Consider the following 22,627-nt stretch of genomic DNA (forward strand, 5'->3'; position numbering starts at 1 on the left):
GACATCTTTGGCGGAAAATTTAAGAAAGGACCAGCGATGGTCAGCTTTGGCGGTCTCGCCCGTATGATTTTCGGCTCATCCAATGAGCGCCGTATCAAGGGTCTTCGTCCTCGCGCAGCAGAAATTACCGCGCTTGAGAAACAATATGAAGCCCTGAGCGATGCTCAGTTACAGGCCAAGACCGATGAATTCCGCGCTCTGCTTCAAGGCGGAAAAACGCTGGATGATATTCTGCCTGACGCTTTTGCAACTGTTCGCGAAGCCGCAAAACGTGCACTTGGTATGCGACCGTTTGATGTGCAGCTGATCGGCGGCATGGTGCTGCATGAGCGCACAATCGCGGAAATGCGCACCGGTGAAGGTAAAACCCTCATGGCAACCCTGCCGGTTTACCTTAATGCGCTGGAAGGCAAAGGCGTGCATGTCGTTACCGTCAACGACTATCTCGCCACCCGCGATGCGCAGACAATGGGCGTGCTTTACAACTTCCTTGGTCTGACAGTCGGCGTGATTGCGCATGGTCTGGATGATGACCAGCGCCGTGAGGCCTATGCCTGCGATATTACCTACGCAACCAATAACGAACTCGGCTTCGATTATCTGCGTGATAACATGAAATATGAGCGCGCCCAGATGGTGCAGCGCGAACATAACTACGCCATCGTCGATGAAGTTGATTCGATCCTGATCGACGAAGCGCGTACCCCGCTGATCATTTCCGGCCCGCTGGAAGATCGTTCGGACTTCTATTCGCTGATCGATACTTTCATTCCGCAATTGCAAGCGGAAGATTACGAAGTCGACGAAAAGCAGAAAACCGCGATCTTTACTGAAGTCGGTACAGAAAAAATCGAAAGGCTGCTGGAAGCTGCGGGCCATCTGAAAGGCGAAAGCCTTTACGATATTGAGAATGTGGCTGTTGTCCACCACCTCAACAATGCGCTGCGTGCACACAAACTGTTCCAGCTCGATAAAGATTATATCGTCCGCAATGATGAACTGGTCATCATCGACGAGTTTACCGGACGTATGATGCCGGGTCGCCGTTATTCGGAAGGCCTGCATCAGGCGCTGGAAGCCAAAGAAAAAGTAACAATCCAGCCGGAAAACCAGACACTGGCTTCGATCACATTCCAGAACTATTTCCGTATGTATAACAAGCTGGCCGGTATGACCGGTACTGCGGCAACGGAAGCGGAAGAATTCGGCAATATTTATGGTCTTGATGTTGCAATCATCCCGACCAATCTGCCGGTTGCCCGTATTGATGCTGATGATGAAGTTTACCGTACCGTTGATGAGAAATACAAAGCCATCATCCGTGATATCCGTGATGCCCATGAAAAGGGTCAGCCGGTACTGGTGGGTACGACTTCCATCGAAAAATCCGAACTTCTGGCCGAACGCCTGAAAAAAGACGGCGTGCAGAATATTCAGGTTCTGAATGCCCGTTATCACGAGCAGGAAGCCTATATTGTTTCGCAGGCCGGTGTGGCAGGTGCCATTACCATCGCAACCAATATGGCCGGTCGCGGTACGGATATTCAGCTCGGCGGCAATCTGGAAATGCGCGTGAAGGTAGAGCTGGCAGATGTGCCTGCTGGTCCTGAACGCGATGCAAAAATTCAGGAAATCAAAGCGGATATCGCCCGTAACAAAGAACAGGCACTGGCTGCCGGTGGTCTTTATGTTCTGGCGACAGAGCGTCACGAAAGCCGCCGTATCGACAACCAGCTGCGCGGTCGTTCCGGTCGTCAGGGTGATCCGGGCAAGTCGAAATTCTTCCTGTCCTTGCAGGATGATCTGATGCGCATCTTCGGTTCCGACCGTATGGACAGCATGCTTCAAAAGCTCGGCCTCAAAGAAGACGAATCCATTGTGCATCCGTGGATCAACAAGGCGCTGGAAAAGGCTCAGAAAAAAGTCGAAGCCCGCAACTTTGAGATCCGCAAAAACCTGCTCAAATATGACGATGTAATGAATGATCAGCGTAAGGTGATCTTTGAACAGCGTCTGGAAATGATGGATGCGGAAGACCTGACCGAAACGGTCAATGAAATGCGCCATGAAGTGGTTGAGGATATGGTTCGCTCCCATATTCCTGAAAACGCCTATGCTGAACAGTGGAAAGTTCCGGAACTCAAGGAAGAGGTCATCAAAGTCCTCAATCTTGATCTGCCGATTGAAGCCTGGGCAGCAGAAGAAGGCATCGCAGAAGAGCAGATTGAAGAACGCATTAAAGAAGCGGCTGACAAAGCCGCCAATGAACGCGCAGAGCGCTTCGGCCCGCAGATCATGGCCTATGTGCAGAAATCCGTTATCCTGCAGTCACTCGACAATCTGTGGCGTGAGCATCTGGTCAATCTTGACCATCTGCGTTCCGTTGTCGGTTTCCGCGGTTATGCCCAGCGCGACCCGCTGAACGAATATAAGACTGAAGGTTTTGAACTGTTTCAGGCCATGCTGTCGAACCTGCGTGAAGTTGTGACCTCGCAGCTGATGCGTGTGGAAATCATGCGTGAAGAACCACAGCCGCAACTGCCGGAAATGCACGGTCATCATATTGACGGCACCACCGGTGAAGACGATTTCGGTGAAGGTTCTGAAGCCCCGCGCCTTGCAGACAGCGACCGCTTTGTTGAACCGGAAAACCGCGACCCGAACGATCCGTCCACTTGGGGCCGCATCGCGCGCAATGAAGCCTGCCCTTGCGGATCAGGCAAGAAGTTCAAACATTGCCACGGCGCTTTCGCATAACAAACTATCCGTTCTGAATAAAAAACACCGCCTGTACATTACAGGCGGTGTTTTATTTTATACATTGCCGGATGTGTATAAGATGACTTGTAAACTATTCCGTGCCAGAACATTTATCCGTGACAAGCATTTCCGAGAGACAAATTGCCTGCAAAATTTCAGATCACATCACTGGCTGAAAGGTTCCTGCCTGCAAAACAGGCAGAGCAATTGCGTCCGTGGTTGCTGCGGGCAGAGCGCATGTTTTCCGGTGATGATGAACAGGCACAAGCCAAACGCTCATCGCTGATCGCCCTTGCCATCCGCATTGTCGGCGCCGCGCTGGCGCTGCTCAGTCAGGTTGTGCTGGCGCGTCTGCTGGGCAGCTTCGAGTTCGTTATTTATGTTCTTGTCTGGACAGTGACACTCATTCTCGGCGACCTCGCCTGTTTCGGTTTCCACACCACAATCATCCGTTATGTGCCGCAATATATGCAGCATAATCAAACGGCGGATGCGCGGGGTATTCTGCGCACAGGTCCCGTCTTTGCTCTCGTCAGTGCCGCAACCATTACTTTGATCAGTATTCTTCTGCTCAACGGCCTGAGCTCACGGTTTGAATCCTATTACTGGGCAGCATTTGTGATCGGGATATGTTGTATTCCTGCCATTGCCATCAGCAATATTTTTGACGGCACTGCACGGTCACAAGGCTGGATACTGGCAGCGCTCAGCCCGGGCTATATTCTGCGTCCGCTGATGATGCTGCTGATCTTCATAATACTGCTTTTCTCCGGCTGGGAGCCGCAAGCCACAACCGCCCTGCTTGCAGCTTTTTCAGGCACAGCACTCACAGTCATCGGCCAGCAACTGTTTTTACGCAGGCGTATTGCCAAAGTCCTGCCAAAAGGCGCGGGAAATTATCATTTACGCGAATGGTTGCGCGTTTCTCTGCCGATTTTCTTCATTGAAGGCTTCTTCTTCCTGCTCATCAATATTGATGTTCTGATGGTAGGCCGCATGATGGAGCCGGACAGCGTTGCCATGTATTTTGCCGTGACAAAAGTACTGGCGCTGGCGCATTTCGTTTATTTTGCTGTCAAATCCAGCGTGGCACAACGCTATTCCCAGCTGCTGCACGGCGGAGACAAGCAAGAGTTCAGTGATTTTGCACGCAACTCCGCCCGCTGGACATTCTGGCCGACTTTATTGCTGGGCGCATTGCTGCTGGCCGCAGGCTGGCCATTGCTCGCCCTGTTCGGCAATGACTTCACGCATGGCTATCCGCTCTTATTCATTCTGATTTTCGGGGTAATTGCCCGCGCCAGTGTCGGTCCATGCGAGAGCCTGCTTTCGATGTCCGGCAATCAGAATATCTGTGCCCTGCTCTACGCACTGGCACTGATCGTCAATATCACACTTAATCTGGCACTCATTCCGCTTTTAGGTTTAAGCGGAGCAGCCATTGCCACAGCCTGCGCAATGGCCACAGAAGCTGCCACACTCTCCTATGCGGTACGTAAACGCTTAGGGATCACCATGTTCGTTTTTGCCCCTTCAGCCAAGCCAGCAGGATAATATCTCATATGCTGCATATTTACCGGAAAGCCAAAGCAATTGAGCATCTGCACAATGCGCAGGCTCCGGTTCTGGCTGAACACAATATCTTCAACCATCCGGATTTTCTGCGTCCTGCTTTTACACATTTCGCCAGCGATGACTGCGGGCTGATCCTGAACACCAATCCGGAAACCGCTTTTCTGATGCCTTTTGAGGAGGCCAGAGCGGGTTTAGGATTTAAAAAAGTAATTTGCGGCTGGAGCAATATATATACCACGCAAGGCACACCGCTGCTCAGTGCCGAAGCCGCTTCAGCAGCACTGGAAACAGTCCTGTCCGAGCTGTGCAAGCCGGAATACAAGCTGCCGGATGTGTTAATCCTGCCGGACATCAGTCTCAATGCCCCGTTCGCAATTGCCTTGCATGAAATAGCGCACCGTAAAGGGCTGCCCTTGCACGTCATCCGGCAGGAAGAACGGCCGGTTTTGCGTTCCAATGAAGATCCCGAGACTTATCTGACCAATGCGATCGGCAAAAATCACCGCCGTGAATATCGCCGTCAGTGGCGCCGCCTGTCCGAAACCGGCCAGCTGGAATATCGTGTCATTTCAGACAAGACACTGGCTATCAGCGCCTTTGAAGACTTTCTGACGCTGGAGGCCGCAGGCTGGAAAGGAACACGCGGCACTGCTTTTCTGAGCAAGCAATCCGATGCAGATTTTGCCCGTGAGGCTGTGCGTGCATTGGCAGAACGTGATCTGGTGCGTATTCACATATTAGAGCTGAATAACAAGGTAATCGCGAGCCTTGTGGTCTTTGTTCAGGGTGATCAGGCATGGACATGGAAAACAGCCTATGATGAAGCTCTGCGCGCCTATTCCCCCGGTGTGCTGCTGATGATTGAAGTCCTGAAAAATCATCTGGAAAATCCGGCTTTGCGCATCACCGATTCCTGTGCCATTCCCGATCATCCGGTGATGTCACGCCTGTTTCATGAACGGGAAAGTTTCGGCACAATCATTCTCGGACTATCCGGTCAAAGCCAGCAGGCGGTAAACACGATTATCCGTCAGTTCCGCCGTTACGACCGGTTGCGCACACTCTTGCGCAATCTCAGATCGCGCCTGCAAAAACTGCTCAAGCGTTGAGCCTTATGCTTTACGTGTCTGCACACGCTGGCCGAGCCATACGCTGAACAGCACAATCAGCATGCCGCACATCTGCAAAAGGTTCAGCTGCTGCCCCAGCAATACCCAGCCCAGAATAACAGCTGTCAGCGGGCTTAAAAAACCAAGAGAGGCCGCAACAGAGGATTCCAGCCGTGCCAGCCCGCGGAACCATAAAAGATAGGTCAGCGCACCACCGATCAGCCCGAGATAGATAAAACCAAGCCAGTTTGTCAGCGTCAGCACCGGCAAGGCTGGTTCCATCCAGAAAGCCACCGGCACCAGAAGCAGGCCGCCAGCTGTCAGCTGCCATGCGGTAAAAGTCAGTGGTGGCACAGGCGGTTGCCAATAGCGGCTGAGTACTGTTCCGGCCGCCATCGAAAACGCACCGGCCAGCGCTGCAATAATCCCTGTCTGATCCAGCACGCCATTGGGTTTCAAAACGAGGAGCGCCACACCGGCAATCCCTGCAAGGGCTGCCAGCACCGCAGCAGCGCGCAAACGGGTACCAAGCACCGCACGCGCCAGAAACACAACGATAAGCGGCTGTACCGCTCCCACAGTGGCTGCAACGCCACCGGGCAAACGATAGGCAGCGACAAACAGCATCGCCCAGAAAAATGAGAAATTCAGCGCGCCGAGAATGAACACCCGCAACCACCAGATGCCATGCGGCAATTGCCGGACAAGAAGCAGAAGCAACAGACCGGCAGGCAAAGCACGGAGCATGGCAACGGTCATCGGATAACCGGCAGGCAGCATTTGTGTGGTGACAATATAGGTACTGCCCCAGACTGCCGGTGCCAGTGCGGTCAGCAGCAAATCTGTCCGTAACGATGTCATAGCCCGTCTCCGCCTGATTTATTTAAGAGCACCCGACAAACACCTGAACCACAGACACATGAACAGTGTCAGTGATTCAAAATATCCCGCAGCGGGCACTGCGCCGGAATCTCTTTACCCTTAAGTGCTGAATTATATAAATGAATAAGCTGTGTACGCGGTGTGATCAGGTCATTGAGATGCAGAGCCGGCTCAAACAGCAAGGGCGTATGTCCGAGATGTAAAGGAGAGTAAATATCGATCGCCTGCGCCTGATGCGCCAGTTCCAGCTTGTTCACCATATAGGTCAGCAAAGACGGGCCCAGTGTTTCCAGCCGGCAATGAGACACATGGCGCGGCAACCCCAATCTCTTGCGCAACTGCTGAAACCCGTATTTAGCCGGCGAATACCATAGCGGAATAAAATACGAATCATCGGCAGCCTCCAGCATCAAAGCCAGCAGCTCACTATTTTGCGGAAGTTTCAAAACAGCATTATTGATACTGCCCTGCATTTCCCACCCGAACATATAGTCCGTAAATTTGACAGGCCTGACGCAATAAACATCGCAATCGACGTAAAGCCCCATGCCCTCGCGCTGCATCCGGTAGCGGTAAATATCGGCGGCCATTGCCAGACTGCCTGTCCGCTTGTTCCTGAATATCTGTTCGCGCGGCATCAGCTTTGCCGCATCAAAGAGCCTGACCCCATCCGGCAGATCAACCGGACTTTCATAACAATGCAGCACGACATCATAGCCATGCCGAACAAATGAACGCAGGCAGGCAGCGTGAACGGGACCGAGCTCATTGCCGATCCAAACTGAATTAATGATCTCACTCACTGCCAATACCTTAAGGACAAAATTCTTATGAATGAACTATTTCATAGATTGGTGTGCCGGGTTCAATCGCTCTGTTTTTTAAATTGGAATTGTAAAGATGCATAGCAACAGAGCGGGAAGTTGTCAGATCTTCCAGTGTCAGTCCTTTTTCAAACAGCAAATTTGAAAGCGGCGCATACAGAGGAGAATAGATATCAGCCGGAGCAACTCTTTCTTCAAGCTTAAGCGCTCTGACATAATGTGTAATCAGAACAGGCCCGATGGTGCCCCATGACTGATTGGCCACCAGCTTAGGCATGCCAAGAGCTTTGCGCAGCTGATAAAATCTTTGCCTGTTTTTCGAACGCCACGGCGGAATAAAGGCCGGATTTTCCGAGGCAGAAAGCACAGCCTCAAGCAATGGGCTACTTGCAGGGCATTTAATAATCGCATTCGAAACGAGATCATTACTTTCCCAACTTAAGATATAATCCGCATCCGCAAACGGCTTGAGACAAAAGACATCGCAATCGACATAGATGCCCATACCTTCGCGTAAAATACGATACCGATAAATATCGGCGGCCAAAGTAAGGCTGCTGGTTTTCTTATGCCGGACAATTTCATCAGGCCGCATCAAACGATTGGCATCAAAAAGCTTTACGCCATCTGGCAGGTCGACCGGACGCTCATAACAATGCAGCACGACATCATAGCCATGCCGTACAAATGAGCGCAGGCAAGCTGCATGCACAGGGCCAAGCTCTTTGCCGATCCAGATGGAATTAATTGTCGAGGTCATGGCTTTTCTTTCAGCAAAGTCTTTTGCTCTTATCACCGCAACAACCGGCGCAAATAGTAATAATTTCGGACAGAATTACTCTGGTAACCAAAGCACAAGACAGTGCTTATTTGTGTGCGACCGGAATTCGTCCCCAGCGTTTTCTGGTAAAGAGATTGATATAAATGCCCCATAAGCCAGTGCGGCTGCGACGTACCAGTCTTTTCATTTCGCGCAAAAATTTCTGCATCTTAGCCGGACACTGATACTGCAATGAGCGCTCAGGGCTCAGAGTGCTTTCCAGCCCTGCCTGCATACAGATTGCCGGACTAACCTGATAAACGGTCATCTGCGGGAAGAAACCGCAGGATGGTGTAAAGAGCAGATGGTCAATCGGCGATGCCGCATCATTCATGCAGCACAGAAGCGCCCGCGCACGGTCACGCGAGATAATATAGCCTGCAGCAAGAATGTGCTGGCTGCGCAATTGTGCCACTGTGTAACAGCCGGAAACGGTGACGACCGGCCGGTCCGTCAGCACCTTTTTTCCCTGACTTTCAATTTTGATCAGATCCGCATTCTCAGGAATCCAATCATCTGTGGTAAAAAATTTGTGCGCGTCCGCTGACAGGCTGACGTCATCTTCAAAAATCGCCGCGTATTTGTCTTCACCCTCAGCAATAAGCTCCAGACATTTACGGTGACTGAGAAAACAGCCAATCTCGGTTCTGGTTAGCGGTTGTGCCCAGGCAGGTGTACGCACAATAGCGGAAATTTCCTGATCGCTGAGATTTTTGCCATCAACTGCCGCAACACGCTCAAAAGGAATAGACGCTTTAGCAAATTGCTCCTGCATACGCACTAAGCGTTCAGGAGAGCGATCGAGATTAATCAAATAGGCTTTCACTGCAATTTCCGCCCTAAAGAATATTTTCTTTCGGTAAAATATTTCGCTCTTCACTCAAGAGAGCCTACTCATACTAAAAGGACGATACGAAGACAATCCATACGCCCTGCAGTTATCACCGGAATTAACCGTAAATGCGAACCGCAAAAAACTAAGGGAAAAAAGTGGTGCGGGTGGTCGGAATCGAACCGACACTCCTTTCGGAACTGGATTTTGAATCCAGCGCGTCTACCAGTTCCACCACACCCGCACATTTGCAGGCACTTCTTTGCGAAGCGCTGCCCTGGTGCGCCGAAATATAGTGAGAACCACCCTCCCGTCAACTGGCAAAACTCATTTGTATCAATAATATTTCAACAAAATTCGTCATCGCAAACTGCACAGCAGCTATTTGCGTTTATACAGTTTTTAAATCCGCCATAACATTCTTTACGCGCATTGCCCTGCAAAGCATTTCGTTTTACACAAAACACCAAATTTCCAAGTGGCTTTTGCCGTATCTACCATCGCTAAAACAGTTTCGGGATAAGTTAGAGCACCTTAATGGAAAGATCATTCCGCCGGTTTGATTTCCAATCCTGCTTTGATACGCCCGCAATACCGTCAAAATACAAAGCAGCGCTTTTCTCTTCGAAGAGAAAATGCGCAGATACCCGACAGAGGCCATTATGCTGCGTAAACTTTATGACTGGACCATTTCACTTGCGGCGCGTAAATCCGCGGCAACATGGTTGGCCGTCATCGCTTTTCTTGAAAGCTCGGTTTTTCTGATTCCGGCCGACGTGCTGTTTGTGCCGATGGGCATCGCCCGCCCGAAAAAAGTCTGGCATTACGCGCTGATCGCGACGGTCATGTCTGTACTCGGCGGTATTCTCGGCTGGTATATCGGCCATTATGCCTATGAAGCTGTGGCAAAGCCTGTTCTGGAATTTTACGGCAAGCTCGATACATTTGAGAGACTGCGCGGCAGCACCAGCGCCGATATGATCCTGCTTCTGCTGATTACATCCGGCTTGTCTCACCTGCCCCCGATGAAGGTCGTCACAATCCTATCCGGTGCGGCAGGCATCAATATCTGGCTGTTTATCCTATCCGCAATCATCACCCGCGGAGCACGGTTCCTGCTGCTGGCATGGCTCTTGCAGCGCTATGGTGAGCCAATCCGGGATTTCATTGAAAAACGCCTCGGAACAATAGCCATTTTTGTCGCTATTGTACTGATTTTGCTTTTCATAGCCGTCAAATACAGCCACGCATGAAAAACCGGCATACCGGCCATGTTTATGCCACAACAACATGGCTGTGCTGAGTTCAAACTGATCTCAATAACAAGGATTTCCCTGTGTCTTCAGCCAGCACACCCTCTCAAGTCCGCTCACAACATGCACTCGTATCCGGGTTTCTTGCTCTGGCAATGGCAGGGGTCGTGGGATCAGCTCTGGCCTTTCAGTATATCGGCGGTTATCTGCCTTGCAAATTATGCATGGAAGAGCGCATTCCCTATTATGTCGGCGTACCGCTGATGCTGCTGAGCGCATTACTGGCTGCTCTTGGAAAATCTGAAAAACTGACCCGCATCCTGCTGTTCATTGCCGGTCTGCTCATGACTTACGGTCTGATTCTTTCAGTCTACCATTCCGGTGTTGAGTGGAAATTCTGGGAAGGGCCTGCCGATTGCGCAACCGCCGCTGTCTCGATCACAACCAGTGCAGGCAACCTGCTTGGTGACCTCAATGCCGTTAAACCCGCAGCATGCGATGTTGCTGCCGGACGTTTTCTCGGCATTTCTTTTGCCGGATGGAACGGCGTTGCCTCACTGTTCCTCGGAATTATTGCGTTTTACGGCGCATCGCTGAAAACCACCCGTTCGTAATTCCTGAAAATAAAAAACTGGAGTCATTGATCATGGCTCCAGTTCAACATCCCAATATAAATAATCCATCCAGCTTTCATGCAGATGGTTCGGCGGAAACCGCCTGCCATTCTTATGCAAATCAAAAACACTAGGCATATAGGGTTTTTGTCTCGGCCACATCTGCGCTTTGGCAGGCATCATTCCACCTTTACGCAAATTACACGGGGAACAGGCCGCAACCACATTTTCCCAGGTTGTTTCCCCGCCGTTACAGCGCGGCACCACATGATCAAACGTCAGCTCATGATGCGCGCCGCAATACTGGCACTCAAAACGGTCGCGCAGAAACAAATTAAATCGGGTAAAAGCCGGATATGTCGGCGGCGCGATATAAGTTTTCAGACTAATCACACTCGGCAAACGCATGGAAAATGTCGGGGAACTGACCTCTGCATCATATTCCGCAACAATATTGACGCGGTTGAGAAACACAGCCTTGATCGCGTCCTGCCACGACCACAGAGATAAGGGATAATAGCTGAGCGGACGGAAATCCGCATTCAGTACCAGCGCCGGCAACCTGCCGGCAAATGCGCTAACGTTCAAGAAACACCTCCTTGTGCATCTTGCAATTTAGTCACGCATCCATTGCAATCTGCGGCTTAAAGAGACAAAACAAGCACTCCGGCTTGCTCTGCATGCATTTCGTCCCGTCCTGCCAAAGCAGTTTGAGGAAAAAGAAAAATGCTTCGTTCTGTTCAGTATAGCAGTCGTTTCTTCAATGTACCTGATAGAATGATACGTAAAAAACGAATGCTTTTACCGGTCACAATATGAAAGCAGGACATGTCATTATTGTGAAGCCAGACGGATTATCAGTCAATTTCAATTCATCATTCCGTCAGAAAATCCGTCGACAAAATTACGCAGATTTCCATATTTCAATACATTTACCTGAAAGCTGCTGTTTCACAGTACAAACCCGCTGTTCAAGTTTCTATAAATACACTTTCAATATTGTATACAATTATGTAAACATGAATTGACAGCTTTGACAAAACACAGCTGTAACAGCACTTTCCTTTTGTATTGCGTTCAGACTAAGCTGCAACAAAAGGACAAGCCGGTTAATACCGAAATCAGACAGGGAGCCCTATTGATGAGTGGTCGTATTGAACATGCAGGTCTGCAAGTTGATCAGGAACTGAGCACGTTTCTGGAAAAGGAAGTCCTGCCGGATACCGGCATTACTGCCGCCGCCTTCTGGTCCGGTCTTGCAGGCATGGTCAAAGAGCTTGCACCACGCAATAAGGCACTGCTTGCCAAACGCGACGACATACAAGCCAAACTCGACGCATGGTATAAAGCCAACCGCAATTACAACATGGCAGAATATCAGGCTTATTTGCGCGAAATCGGCTACCTTCTGCCGGAGGGTGAAGATTTTCAGGTTACCACAGCCAATGTAGACAGTGAAATCACCAGCCTTGCAGGCCCGCAGCTTGTTGTGCCTGTCATGAATGCCCGTTATGCGCTTAATGCTGCCAATGCGCGCTGGGGTTCGCTTTACGATGCGCTCTATGGCACAGATGCCATCAGCGAAGAAAACGGCGCGGAGAAAGGCAAAGCCTATAATCCCGTACGCGGCGCAAAAGTGATCGCATGGGCAAAAGCATTTCTCGATGAGGCAACCCCGCTGTCAGAGGGTCGCTGGGACGAAATCGCCGGTTTTGCAGTGACAGATAGCCAGCTTGTTCTCACGCTCAGCAACGGCAAATCCGTCAATCTGAAAAATCCGCAGAGCTTTGCAGGCTATCAGGGTGATGCGTCTTCCCCTACCCTTGTACTGTTGAAAAATAACGGCCTGCATATTGAAATTCGCCGCAATGCCGCGCACGTCATTGGTAAAGATGATCCGGCACAGATTGCTGATATCACACTAGAATCTGCACTCAGCACCATTCAGGACTGCGAAGATTCCGTTGCAGCGGTTGATGCTGCGGATAAGGTATTGGCCTATCGCAATATTCTCGGCCTGTTCAAAGGCACCTTGTCTGAAAGCTTTGACAAGGGCGGCAAAACCATTACCCGTAAGCTCAACGCCGACCGCAGCTACACAGCACCGGACGGATCAACGCTGACCTTGTCCGGCCGCTCGCTGCTGCTTTTCCGCAATGTCGGCCACCTGATGACCAATCCGGCCATTCTCGACAGTGAAGGCCATGAGATTCCGGAAGGTATTCTTGACGCAGCCTTTACCGCAGTCATCGCACTGCATGATATCGGCACACAGGACGGCAAGCTCAAAGGCACGCATCTCAATTCCCGTACCGGTTCGGTCTATATTGTAAAACCGAAAATGCACGGGCCGGAAGAAGTGGCCTTTGCTGCGGAGATATTTGCGCGTGCTGAACAGCTGGCAGGCCTCAAACCAAATACCCTGAAAATGGGTATTATGGATGAGGAACGCCGCATGACGGTGAACCTTAAAGAGGCCATCCGCGCTGCTAAAGAGCGGGTCTTCTTCATCAATACCGGCTTCCTTGACCGTACCGGCGATGAAATTCACACCTCGATGGAAGCAGGACCTGTTATCCGCAAAGGCGAGATGAAACAGGCCGCATGGATTGCCGCTTACGAAAACTGGAATGTCGATACCGGCCTCGCCTGCGGCCTAACCGGCCATGCGCAGATCGGTAAGGGCATGTGGGCAATGCCGGATTTGATGGCTGCAATGCTGGAGCAGAAAATCGCCCATCCGAAAGCTGGCGCCAATACCGCATGGGTGCCGTCACCAACTGCGGCTACGCTCCACGCCACGCATTATCACAAGATTGATGTGGCAGAAGTTCAGAACCAGCTCAAAAGCCGCACCAAAGCCAAGCTTGAAAATATTCTGACCATTCCTGTTGCCCGCGATACCAATTGGGCACCAGAAGATGTACAGGCAGAAATCGACAATAATGCGCAGGGCATTCTCGGCTATGTGGTACGCTGGATTGATCAGGGTGTCGGCTGCTCCAAAGTGCCGGACATCAACAATGTCGGCCTGATGGAAGACCGTGCAACACTGCGTATTTCCGCACAGCATATCGCCAACTGGCTGCATCACGGCATCGTCAGCGAAGCACAGGTCATGGAAACCATGAAGCGCATGGCAGCGGTGGTTGATGCGCAGAATGCCGGTGATGAGGCCTATGTGCCAATGGCGGCAGATTTCGCAAACTCTATCGCATTTCAGGCAGCCTGTGAGCTGGTATTTAAAGGCCGTGAGCAGCCGAACGGCTATACCGAGCCAGTTCTCCATGCCCACCGCTTGCAATTTAAATCTGCCCAGAAATAAAATCTTGACGCTTTTCACAAGCGGCATAAAAGTGGCGGACAGGAACAATCCTGCCCGCCACTTTTATTTTTGTTTTTGCGCATTATCCTACGCATCGGAGCGGGAAAAGAAATCAGTCCGGCGAACTGATTTCCCTGCGAAGACGCTTCACACTTTTGCTGGAAATACTTTGAGGCCGATCATGCTGACCATACGGCACGCTGACACCACCCACCTGCCCGCAATCCTTGATATTTATAATGATGCAATTGCCAATACGACCGCCGTTTTCATCAGCCAGCCGGTGGATCTGCAAAATCGCGCAGAGTGGCTCCTGTCGCGACAGAATGCGGGCTTTCCTGTGCTGGTTTTAACCGATGGAGATCAGCTGCTCGGCTATGCCAGCTACGGCGCTTTTCGTGCTTTTGAATGTTATAAACATACGGCAGAACTCTCGATTTATATTGCCGGTCACGCACGCGGCAAAGGCGCCGGTAACAGGCTGATGCAGGCTTTACTGGAACATGCAGCCACGAATAATATTCATGTGCTGCTTGGCGCAATTGAAGCGCAGAATACTGCTTCTCTGCGCCTGCATGAAAAACACGGCTTCTCCCAAACAGGATTACTCCCGCAGGTCGGGCGCAAATTTGACCGCTGGCTTGATCTGGTGCTGATGCAGCGCATTCTTTGAATGCCGGCTTATAGTTTCTGTCAAAAGAAACTTGATTTTAGAATTACTCTAAACTATTAAATTTAGAATAATTCTAAAAAGAGGCAATCATGTTCTCCTCACTCTTCTCACCATCACGCCGCTCCTTTGACAGCCTTTCAGAACAGGAAATGCTGGCACTCGCCATTTCATCTGAAGAAGACGATGCACGCATCTATCTCAGCTATGCGGATGGTCTGCGGGAAAGCTATCCGCAATCAGCCAAAATCTTTGAGACAATGGCGGAGGAAGAACACAATCATCGCTCCCGCCTGATTGATCTGCACCGGCAGCGCTTTGGTGAAACGATACCGCTGATCCGGCGCGAGCATGTGCGCGGCTATTATGAGCGCAAGCCCGACTGGCTGGTGCGCCCCTTAGGCATCGACAAAGTTCGGGCTATGGCCGGACAAATGGAGGAACAGGCGGCACGTTTTTATGAACAGGCTGCCAAGCGCGTTTCTGATGCCGCAACCCGCAAACTGCTCGGCGATCTGGCGCTTGAAGAAAAGCACCATGAACAGCGCGCCCATCATCTGGAAGAAAAACTGACACCGGACGATGTGCAGGATCAGGAACGCGCCGGTGAGCGCAAGCAGATGATCCTCACCTATATCCAGCCCGGCCTTGCAGGGCTGATGGACGGTTCGGTTTCCACACTGGCGCCGATTTTCGCTGCGGCGTTCGCCACGCAGGATACATGGCAGACTTTTCTGGTGGGTATGTCTGCGTCCGTTGGTGCCGGTATTTCTATGGGCTTCACAGAGGCCGCCCATGATGACGGTCATTTGTCAGGGCGCGGTTCACCGGTCAAACGCGGACTTGCCAGCGGTATCATGACCACCATTGGTGGTCTTGGCCATGCCCTTCCCTATCTGATTACCGATTTCTGGACTGCGACAACGATCGCCGTGCTCGTTGTTTTTGTCGAGCTCTGGGCGATTGCCTATATCCAGAACCGCTTTATGGAAACACCATTTATGCGTGCGGCCTTTCAGGTCGTGCTCGGCGGCGCACTGGTACTGGCCGCCGGTATTCTCATCGGCAATGCCTGATAAAACTTCAGCCCGCAACCGCTACTAATGAGGTAGCGGGCTGAGCAATAACTCGCTCATCCATAAACGGCTCAATGCAGATATGGTTTGGCTTGTTGATCGTGACAAAGCTGTTGCGCGGCACAGCCATCCAGTTCTCCGCAACACCGTCCAGCGGTTCGGAAACCACGCAGACCCCCGTTGAGGATGCCATTTTCGCTGTATAGAGCGTCGGCGCATGCGCATCACTCGCATAGCGCACCGCAAACAGCGAATGGCCGTCTGAAAATGCTGCTGTCAGCCGGATAAAAGGCGGCACATGAGCGGCCTCCGCCGTTTCATAAATCGCTTCAACAGTGCGCTTCAAAGCAGCCGCCGGATCATTATCCAACCCGAAATGCAGCATCAGCAGGAAAAACAGTTCTGAATCCGTTGAGCCGGACTTATGCGCATAAAGCGTGTCCGGCAGCAGGCTTTCCAAACGGCGGCGCAGACGGTCAAAATTGCCGATCTGACCATTATGCATAAAGCTCCAGCGCTGAAAAACAAACGGATGACAATTGGCACGGCTGGTTTCACCGCCTGTCGATGCACGCACATGCGCCAAAAACAGGCGGGAATTGATCTGGCGGGCAAGACTGCGCAAATTCTGATCAGACCAGGCAGGCAGAAGATCACGGTATAATCCCGGCTCCTCCCGCGTTCCGTACCAGGCCACCCCGAAACCATCGCCATTGGTCGCGGTTTTCGCCTCAGTCGCATGATGGCTCTGTGCGATCAGCGAATGACAAGGCGAAGTGATGATGTCTTCAAGATAAAGATCTGATCCGAAATACGCAGCCCAGCGGCACATGAAAAACACTCTGACAAGTGAGTGAAAAACCGTGACCAGCAACCATCAGACTGCCGCTCACAAACACCGATCTTTCACCAACATAGTTAATAATTCCTATTCAGCCGCGCGCTTATGGGTTTTAGCATAGAGCTTTGCGACAATAGTGCTGGCTGTTTTGTCAAATAAAAATGGCAAAATTGCATGAACCAAAGCCGCAAAAGCAGCAGCAAAAAGTGTGAATGAAAATTTGCCTGCAAAGGCCATATGCTGAAAATAGGTTTCGTTCACAGAAGCAGGATGCTCGGTAAACAGGCGTGAAATTTTGGTTTGCATGAGATTCCCCGTTATAAAATTTAAAAAATGCAGCACTCTGCAATCAGATAAGAATAATAACACTGCCCAATGCGCAATTCGTCTCAAAAAATCCTTGATAATAGTTACCTTTGAGACAAATATCCCATCATGACCCATAATATAGACGAAACAGACCGCCGCATCCTTCAGGAACTGCAGAAAGATGCCACCCTCTCGGTTGATGCACTCTCCGCACGCATTCACCTGTCACGCAATGCGTGCTGGCGGCGGTTGAAGCGACTGGAAGATGACGGCATTCTCAAGGGACGGGTGGCACTGGTCGATGCGGATAAGCTCGGCCTCGGCCTCACTGTGTTCATGCTGATCAGAACCAGCAACCATGACCCCAAATGGCTGGAGCAATTTCGCGCAGCCGTTACCTCGCTGACAGAGGTTGTCGGTGTCTACCGTATGAGCGGTGATCTGGACTATATTATCCGCGCCCGTATTGAGGATATGAAAGCCTATGACAGGCTTTATCAGAAACTGATAACCCGAGTACCGCTATCTGATGTGTCTGCATCATTCGTGATGGAGGAAATCAAGGATACAACAGAAATTCCGCTTTTCTGATTTGCAGAACTGCCGATCTGAACAATTAAATTTCCTTCGTGAAACTATGCTCTCTTTCAAAATCGCCCTCAATATGTTTAGTGCTCATCAAATCATTATATGTTTGAAAAGGGTTCATCATGTCAGCCAATTCCTCTTCATCATCCAGCCATCCGAAGCTCGGAATTGTCCGTCTTGACCATGCTGAAGGGCTTGACCTTCCGGCCTATGAAACCTCAGGCTCGGCAGGCATTGATCTGCGCGCAGCTGTGCCGGAAGACCGCCAGATCGTTCTGTTGCCGGGTCGCCGCACTCTGGTGCCGACCGGTCTGATCTTTGAACTGGAAGAAGGTTATGAAGCGCAGATCCGTCCGCGCTCTGGTCTGGCTTTTAAAAACGGCATCACCTGCCTGAATACACCGGGTACAATCGACAGCGACTATCGCGGCGAAGTTAAAGTGCTGCTGATCAATCTGGGTGATGATGATTTCCGCATTGAGCGCGGTATGCGCATTGCACAGGCAGTGATTTCTCCTGTTGTGCAGGTCAAAATCGAAGAACGGTCAGAAGTCGGCGAAACCGAGCGCGGTGCCGGTGGTTTTGGCTCAACCGGCCATAAATAAGATTGCTGTAAAGCTGAAATTAAAAAGCCCCGCATGATCATCATGCGGGGCTTTTTATATGATCAGAGCATTTTGAGTTAACCGCATCAGCCCACATCGAAGGCGATAGCTCTAGAGCATTTCCAGTATATCTTGGATCATAGGAAATGCTTTATCTATTTGTTTTTACGCATATCTTATCTGATCGAAGCGGGATTTAGAAATCAGTCCTGTGGACTGATTTCCCCGCGAAGGCGGTTCCCGCTTTTCGGGATATGCTCTAATTGAATCTAAACGGCACCTGAAACGGAATACGTGCCGCAGCCATTGCAGGTGGCGGCGCAGGAACCGGAGAGGCCGCCTTAACGGCACTCAAAGCAGCCTGATCGACCTGCGAATTTCCTGATGTTCCTGAAATACGGGCAGACAGCACATTTCCTGAAGCATCAATAACAAACGCAATCTGCACAATGCCTTTATCCGCGCGGCCAAGCTTGCGTTGAGCCGTACGCTTCTTGCGTTCAAGATGCGCCTGAACTTTCGACTGCCATTTCGCAGAGCTGACACCGGCAGAAGCCGAGCTTTGACGATTGGCATTTGCTGCAACGCGGGAGGAATTCTGCGCATTAATCTGCGGCGCAGAGGCTGCCTGTGTCTGCTCTGCCTTCACAGTCTTTTTTGACTTCTCTTTAGGCTTCGGCTTTTCTATCGGCTTCTCAGGCTTAGGTTCTTTTTTCTCGATCTTTGGCTTTTCAACAACCTTCGGCAATACCACCTCAGGTTTCGGCGCTTCCGCCACTTCAGGCACGATCTCTTCTATCGGCTCAGCCTCGGCAACCTCTTCAGGTTCCTCCACTGGCTCTTCCGGCTTAACCTCTTCAACCTGCTCCACCGGTTTTTCCGGCTCAACTTCCGCTTCATCAGGGGTCTGTGAGGCTTCCGCTGACGGAGCAACAGAATCCTGCTCCACTTCCGGTGCCTGTGGCATCGGGTCGAGTTCCATCATGATCGCCGCAGGCGGTTCACCATCCGGCACCTGTTCCGGCACTGCCGCATGCAGTGCATAGGCACCGGCTGCATGCACCATCAAAACAGCCGCACCGGCACCAAGCCAGCGCACCATATCTTTCCAGACACCGGAGGACGGCTCAACTGCGGAACCGTTTTTCATGCCCCGAACCGGAGGGTGATCAATCGGTAAGTTTTTCACGCCTCAGTCTCCTGATCCCGCAGGCTGCCCCGATGCCGGTGGCATCGTTGCGGGAGCACCGCTTGTATCAATGCCGGTTGCGCCATTCGCGCCGAGTGTTTCCAGCCCGACCAGAGCAATTTTGAGATAACCTGCCTCACGCAGCAGGTTCATCACATTCATCAACTCGCCATAACCGACAGTCTTGTCAGCACGCAGAAAAATGCGTGTATCTTTATTGCCTTGCGCCAGACGATCCAGCGTTGGTGCCAGCAAATCACGGTTCACCGCATCATTGCCAAGGCTGATACTGAGATCATCTTTTAGCGTCAGATAAACCGGTTTATCCGGGCGTGGCTGCGGGGTTGCACTTGCCGCAGGTAAATCAACATTAATATCAACAGTCGCCAGAGGGGCTGCCACCATGAAGATAATCAAAAGCACCAGCATAACGTCGATAAACGGCGTTACGTTGATTTCATGGCTTTCCTGTAGTTCATCACCGGCATCTTCACGCAAACGGCTGCCCATATCGCTTACTCCGCTGCTTTTGTCACTGAAACAGTCTGAGCCGGATTTTGACGGGCAGCCTGTTTCTGAACGAGGTCACGCGCAGCGCGGATATCAAGATCGCGGCTGACAAGACGCTCAACACCGGCACCCACATCGGCCAGCAGATGGCGATAGGATGTAACCGAGCGTGCAAAGATGTTATAGATAATAACGGCAGGAATAGCGGCAACAAGGCCGATAGCGGTTGCCAGCAGCGCCTCGGCGATACCAGGTGCCACAACGGCAAGATTGGTTGTCTGCGCTTCAGAAATCCCGATAAAGGAATTCATAATCCCCCAGACGGTTCCGAACAGACCAACAAACGGGGCAACCGAACCGATGGTTGCAAGAATACCGGTGCCTTTGGCAAGACGGCGTCCTGCACCGGCTTCAATACGGCTGAGACGCGAGGAAACACGCTCTTTGAGCCCTTCCCCGCCGACATAAGCGGCAGCAGAGGCAGACTGCGAAACTTCTTCCTGAGCCGCCCGAACGAGATGCGCTCCGGGACCACGGGTTTTCTCCAGAGCCTGCACAGCGGTAGCCAGATTGTCGGCATGCGACACTTCTTTCAGCGCGCGGCGGGCACGGCTGCGTGCACCGGCAATTTCAAGCGACTTTGCCAGCCATACTGTCCATGTTGCCAAGGAGGCAATGGCAAGGCCGATCATCACAGCTTTAACAACCCAGTCCGCCGCCATGAACATGCCCCACGGGGAAAGGTCATGCGGAATCTGCAAGCCGTTGTCAGCCGTGCGCATCGGTGTGGCAGCAGCAGGTTGTGACTGGTCGTTCTTCGGCGCAAGCGTAACAGGCTGCGCTTCGGATGGTGTTTGTGAAGGCTGTGCGACCGGAGCAGGCTGAGTTGTCTGCGGTGTCTGAACCGGCTGTGACGGTGTGGTAGTGGCAGGCGCTGTCTGCGGTGCAGTTGGCTGCGTTACCGGAGCCTGCGTTTCCTGTGTTGGTTGTACCGCTTGCGGAGCAGGTTGTTGCGGCTGCGCTTCCTGTGCCATCGCTGGTGCAAAAGGCATCAATACACTATTACCAGCCAGAATTGCTGCAACTATGAATGCTGACAATCCCGCTTTAAAAGGGTTTGCTGACTTTGATACTGCCTTAACCACCGCTACGACCTCACTGCATTTCATTATCAGGGACAGTGCGGCCAATGCTTTTCCAGCCTGTGCAGAGTAAAATCTGCCCCACGATTGCGTGGTTTTGCTGAAATGACCCAGCGACTGCCTTTTCGGGTTCTGCAATACAACCATCAAACATGACTACGCAAGTCATGTTTTTAAAAAACCCGTCATTCTGGTGTTATTTGGCCGGAAACCGGAACTTATTCACCAAAAGAAGTATTCCATACAGCGGCAAAACAATAATCGCGGCCATAATATACTTGTGAGCGCGGCTACAGCTCCGGTGAGTCGCCCCCAACCAATGCAGTTATGATTATAAGCATAAAATCATAACATGACAATTTTAAACAAGTTTGTCAGTTTTATCCGGCTTTTGCCCATTATAACAAGACTGACAAGGAACAATCATAAACCTGACGCATTAAAGCCGCATAGAGTAGCGCATATCATTATTGACCGATGACAATGTCATAATGCTCCGGAGACAGTAGATGATGCACAAAGATATGCAGACCATTGAAACTGCCGCCCACACTGCCGTAGCGGGTGCCTACGAACCGGCACAACAGGAAACAGCTGTTTTACGCGCCGGTTTCTATGTGACCGCGGGTTGCATCATGATTGCAGCACTCATTCTGATGATTGCCTGACTAACGAGCACCTTCACATATATTCAATAACAGACGGCACAAACCCGCTCTGCCTGTCATCTTTGCACTTTTTGCACAGATCCGGCCACGAATTAACCTTGGCTGACGAATATCCGCGTGCGCCGCAATGCAGCTCTGGCGATAGTTTTGCGGAACCATTACCCTGAAGAGACGTTACATTTCTGTACCGACATCAAATCTATGATTTACTGAACCAAGCTTCCGGAGGCATTAATGGCTCGTGATACTAAAATCGTAAATGACGCTCAGGATGACAGCACGGCAGAATTGCAGGCGCAAATTGCTCAGCTCAAGGAAGATATTGCATCCATTGCGGCAACGCTGACAGAAATGGGCTCACGAAAAATCAATCAGGTCAAACAAGACGCTGCTGATGCCTATAATGATGTTTATGAGCAAGGTGAGGATGTTTTCAGCTCGCTCAAAGACAATGCATGTTCGCTCGAAGAGCAGGTTACAGATTATGTATATGAGCGTCCGATTACCTCGCTCGCTCTGGCGGCCGCCTTTGGCTACCTTGCCGCAGCCCTGACACGGCGCTGATATGCTGAAACTTTTCACACCAGTCATATCCGCCATTGTCGGCAGTGAAGTGCAGGCCGTAACGCAGCGTGCCAAACGCAGCGCCATTCTCTACACGATTATGGCGCTGGCATTGCTCACAGGTGCGTTTTTTCTGCTCATTGCAGTCTTTTTCTTTCTGATGATGAAGTTTGGCCTGATCATCAGCGCTTTGATTATAACGACTGCCTGTGTGGCGGTGGCAATCATTGCCTATATCGTCAACCGCATCATGGACAAAGCTGAAAAGCGCCGTCTGGAGCAAAGACGCGCCGCAATTGATACCAATGCAGCGCTGAGTGCCGCAGCGGTAGCGGCAGTACCGGTGCTTCTAAAAAAACCACTCCTGACTATTGCGGTGCCGCTTGCCGGACTGATCGCCGTATCTTTGCTGTCACAGAAGAAAAAGCCTGAAGGCCCAAAAGGGAATACCAAAAAACAAGACTAAATCTG

23 protein-coding genes and 1 tRNA gene are annotated in these 22,627 nt (G+C 51.3%); 13 read left to right on the top strand and 11 right to left on the bottom strand.

The window, feature by feature from the left end:
• The first annotated feature begins 36 nt into the window (after positions 1-36).
• The 3 genes from secA (at position 37) to P8H26_RS09550 (ending at position 5,444) form a co-directional block, all read left to right on the top strand.
• On the top strand, positions 37-2,757 hold the full coding sequence (gene secA / locus P8H26_RS09540; protein WP_289632727.1) for a preprotein translocase subunit SecA: 2,721 nt from the start codon (positions 37-39) through the stop codon (positions 2,755-2,757).
• Positions 2,758-2,901: 144 nt separating this feature from the next.
• The gene (locus P8H26_RS09545; protein WP_289632729.1) at positions 2,902-4,314 is read left to right on the top strand and encodes a lipopolysaccharide biosynthesis protein; all 1,413 of its coding nucleotides are present in this window, start codon (positions 2,902-2,904) and stop codon (positions 4,312-4,314) included.
• 8 nt (positions 4,315-4,322) lie between these two features.
• Positions 4,323-5,444 carry a GNAT family N-acetyltransferase gene (locus P8H26_RS09550; protein WP_289632730.1) on the top strand — a complete coding sequence of 374 codons (1,122 nt, stop codon included), beginning with the start codon at positions 4,323-4,325 and terminating at the stop codon, positions 5,442-5,444.
• 3 nt (positions 5,445-5,447) lie between these two features.
• Here the strand turns inward: P8H26_RS09550 and P8H26_RS09555 are convergent, their stop codons facing one another.
• The 5 genes from P8H26_RS09555 to P8H26_RS09575 form a co-directional block, all read right to left on the bottom strand.
• Positions 5,448-6,305 carry an EamA family transporter gene (locus tag P8H26_RS09555; protein ID WP_289632731.1) on the bottom strand — a complete coding sequence of 286 codons (858 nt, stop codon included), beginning with the start codon at positions 6,303-6,305 and terminating at the stop codon, positions 5,448-5,450.
• A gap of 68 nt (positions 6,306-6,373) precedes the next feature.
• The gene (locus tag P8H26_RS09560; protein WP_289632732.1) at positions 6,374-7,129 is read right to left on the bottom strand and encodes a hypothetical protein; all 756 of its coding nucleotides are present in this window, start codon (positions 7,127-7,129) and stop codon (positions 6,374-6,376) included.
• A 25-nt stretch (positions 7,130-7,154) separates the two neighbouring features.
• Positions 7,155-7,910, bottom strand: a complete 756-nt coding sequence (locus P8H26_RS09565) for a glycosyltransferase (RefSeq protein WP_289632733.1) — start codon at positions 7,908-7,910, stop codon at positions 7,155-7,157.
• A gap of 106 nt (positions 7,911-8,016) precedes the next feature.
• Positions 8,017-8,796 carry a glycosyltransferase family 25 protein gene (locus P8H26_RS09570; RefSeq protein ID WP_289632734.1) on the bottom strand — a complete coding sequence of 260 codons (780 nt, stop codon included), beginning with the start codon at positions 8,794-8,796 and terminating at the stop codon, positions 8,017-8,019.
• Positions 8,797-8,961: 165 nt separating this feature from the next.
• Positions 8,962-9,046 (bottom strand) — tRNA-Leu (locus tag P8H26_RS09575).
• A gap of 418 nt (positions 9,047-9,464) precedes the next feature.
• Here P8H26_RS09575 and P8H26_RS09580 point away from each other — a divergent pair.
• A complete protein-coding gene (locus P8H26_RS09580; RefSeq protein WP_289632736.1) occupies positions 9,465-10,055 on the top strand; it encodes a YqaA family protein in 591 nt (196 codons plus the stop codon).
• A gap of 83 nt (positions 10,056-10,138) precedes the next feature.
• Positions 10,139-10,669 (top strand): disulfide bond formation protein B, encoded by a 531-nt coding sequence (locus tag P8H26_RS09585; RefSeq protein ID WP_289632737.1) that lies wholly within the window; start codon positions 10,139-10,141, stop codon positions 10,667-10,669.
• A gap of 30 nt (positions 10,670-10,699) precedes the next feature.
• Here the strand turns inward: P8H26_RS09585 and P8H26_RS09590 are convergent, their stop codons facing one another.
• A complete protein-coding gene (locus tag P8H26_RS09590; RefSeq protein WP_289632738.1) occupies positions 10,700-11,257 on the bottom strand; it encodes an HNH endonuclease in 558 nt (185 codons plus the stop codon).
• A 553-nt stretch (positions 11,258-11,810) separates the two neighbouring features.
• Between P8H26_RS09590 and P8H26_RS09595 the strand changes: the two genes are divergently transcribed.
• The 3 genes from P8H26_RS09595 to mbfA all read left to right on the top strand — a co-directional run bounded on the left by P8H26_RS09595 (position 11,811) and on the right by mbfA (position 15,740).
• On the top strand, positions 11,811-13,994 hold the full coding sequence (locus tag P8H26_RS09595) for a malate synthase G (protein ID WP_289632739.1): 2,184 nt from the start codon (positions 11,811-11,813) through the stop codon (positions 13,992-13,994).
• A 181-nt stretch (positions 13,995-14,175) separates the two neighbouring features.
• Positions 14,176-14,667, top strand: a complete 492-nt coding sequence (locus tag P8H26_RS09600) for an N-acetyltransferase family protein (RefSeq protein WP_374708267.1) — start codon at positions 14,176-14,178, stop codon at positions 14,665-14,667.
• 89 nt (positions 14,668-14,756) lie between these two features.
• The gene (gene mbfA / locus P8H26_RS09605) at positions 14,757-15,740 is read left to right on the top strand and encodes an iron exporter MbfA (protein ID WP_289632740.1); all 984 of its coding nucleotides are present in this window, start codon (positions 14,757-14,759) and stop codon (positions 15,738-15,740) included.
• A 7-nt stretch (positions 15,741-15,747) separates the two neighbouring features.
• Here the strand turns inward: mbfA and P8H26_RS09610 are convergent, their stop codons facing one another.
• Positions 15,748-16,572 (bottom strand): class II glutamine amidotransferase, encoded by an 825-nt coding sequence (locus P8H26_RS09610; RefSeq protein ID WP_289632742.1) that lies wholly within the window; start codon positions 16,570-16,572, stop codon positions 15,748-15,750.
• A 96-nt stretch (positions 16,573-16,668) separates the two neighbouring features.
• Positions 16,669-16,887: a DUF6356 family protein gene (locus P8H26_RS09615; protein ID WP_289632744.1), complete on the bottom strand. Its 219-nt coding sequence runs from the start codon at positions 16,885-16,887 to the stop codon at positions 16,669-16,671.
• 129 nt (positions 16,888-17,016) lie between these two features.
• Here P8H26_RS09615 and P8H26_RS09620 point away from each other — a divergent pair, with 129 nt between their 5' ends.
• Entirely contained in the window at positions 17,017-17,481 is a 465-nt protein-coding gene (locus tag P8H26_RS09620; protein ID WP_289632745.1) for an Lrp/AsnC family transcriptional regulator, read from the top strand.
• Between the two features lie 119 nt (positions 17,482-17,600).
• On the top strand, positions 17,601-18,083 hold the full coding sequence (dut, locus tag P8H26_RS09625) for a dUTP diphosphatase (protein ID WP_289632746.1): 483 nt from the start codon (positions 17,601-17,603) through the stop codon (positions 18,081-18,083).
• Between the two features lie 259 nt (positions 18,084-18,342).
• On the opposite strand, the gene P8H26_RS09630 is transcribed toward dut, so the two are convergent.
• Genes P8H26_RS09630 through exbB form a run of 3 tightly spaced genes read right to left on the bottom strand, consistent with a single transcriptional unit; the run spans position 18,343 to position 20,882 of the window.
• Positions 18,343-19,233 carry an energy transducer TonB gene (locus P8H26_RS09630; protein WP_374708280.1) on the bottom strand — a complete coding sequence of 297 codons (891 nt, stop codon included), beginning with the start codon at positions 19,231-19,233 and terminating at the stop codon, positions 18,343-18,345.
• A 42-nt stretch (positions 19,234-19,275) separates the two neighbouring features.
• A complete protein-coding gene (gene exbD, locus P8H26_RS09635) occupies positions 19,276-19,782 on the bottom strand; it encodes a TonB system transport protein ExbD (RefSeq protein ID WP_289632748.1) in 507 nt (168 codons plus the stop codon).
• A gap of 5 nt (positions 19,783-19,787) precedes the next feature.
• Positions 19,788-20,882 (bottom strand): tonB-system energizer ExbB, encoded by a 1,095-nt coding sequence (gene exbB, locus P8H26_RS09640; protein ID WP_374708268.1) that lies wholly within the window; start codon positions 20,880-20,882, stop codon positions 19,788-19,790.
• A 551-nt stretch (positions 20,883-21,433) separates the two neighbouring features.
• Here exbB and P8H26_RS09645 point away from each other — a divergent pair.
• From P8H26_RS09645 to P8H26_RS09655, 3 genes are all read left to right on the top strand, one after another.
• Positions 21,434-21,592, top strand: a complete 159-nt coding sequence (locus tag P8H26_RS09645) for a hypothetical protein (protein ID WP_289632749.1) — start codon at positions 21,434-21,436, stop codon at positions 21,590-21,592.
• Positions 21,593-21,826: 234 nt separating this feature from the next.
• Positions 21,827-22,156, top strand: coding sequence for a DNA gyrase subunit B (locus P8H26_RS09650; RefSeq protein WP_289632750.1), 330 nt, complete (start codon positions 21,827-21,829; stop codon positions 22,154-22,156).
• Position 22,157: 1 nt separating this feature from the next.
• On the top strand, positions 22,158-22,622 hold the full coding sequence (locus P8H26_RS09655; protein ID WP_289632751.1) for a hypothetical protein: 465 nt from the start codon (positions 22,158-22,160) through the stop codon (positions 22,620-22,622).
• Positions 22,623-22,627 lie beyond the last annotated feature (5 nt).

The organism is Pseudochrobactrum sp. sp1633, assembly GCF_030376605.1.
GTDB lineage: Bacteria > Pseudomonadota > Alphaproteobacteria > Rhizobiales > Rhizobiaceae > Pseudochrobactrum.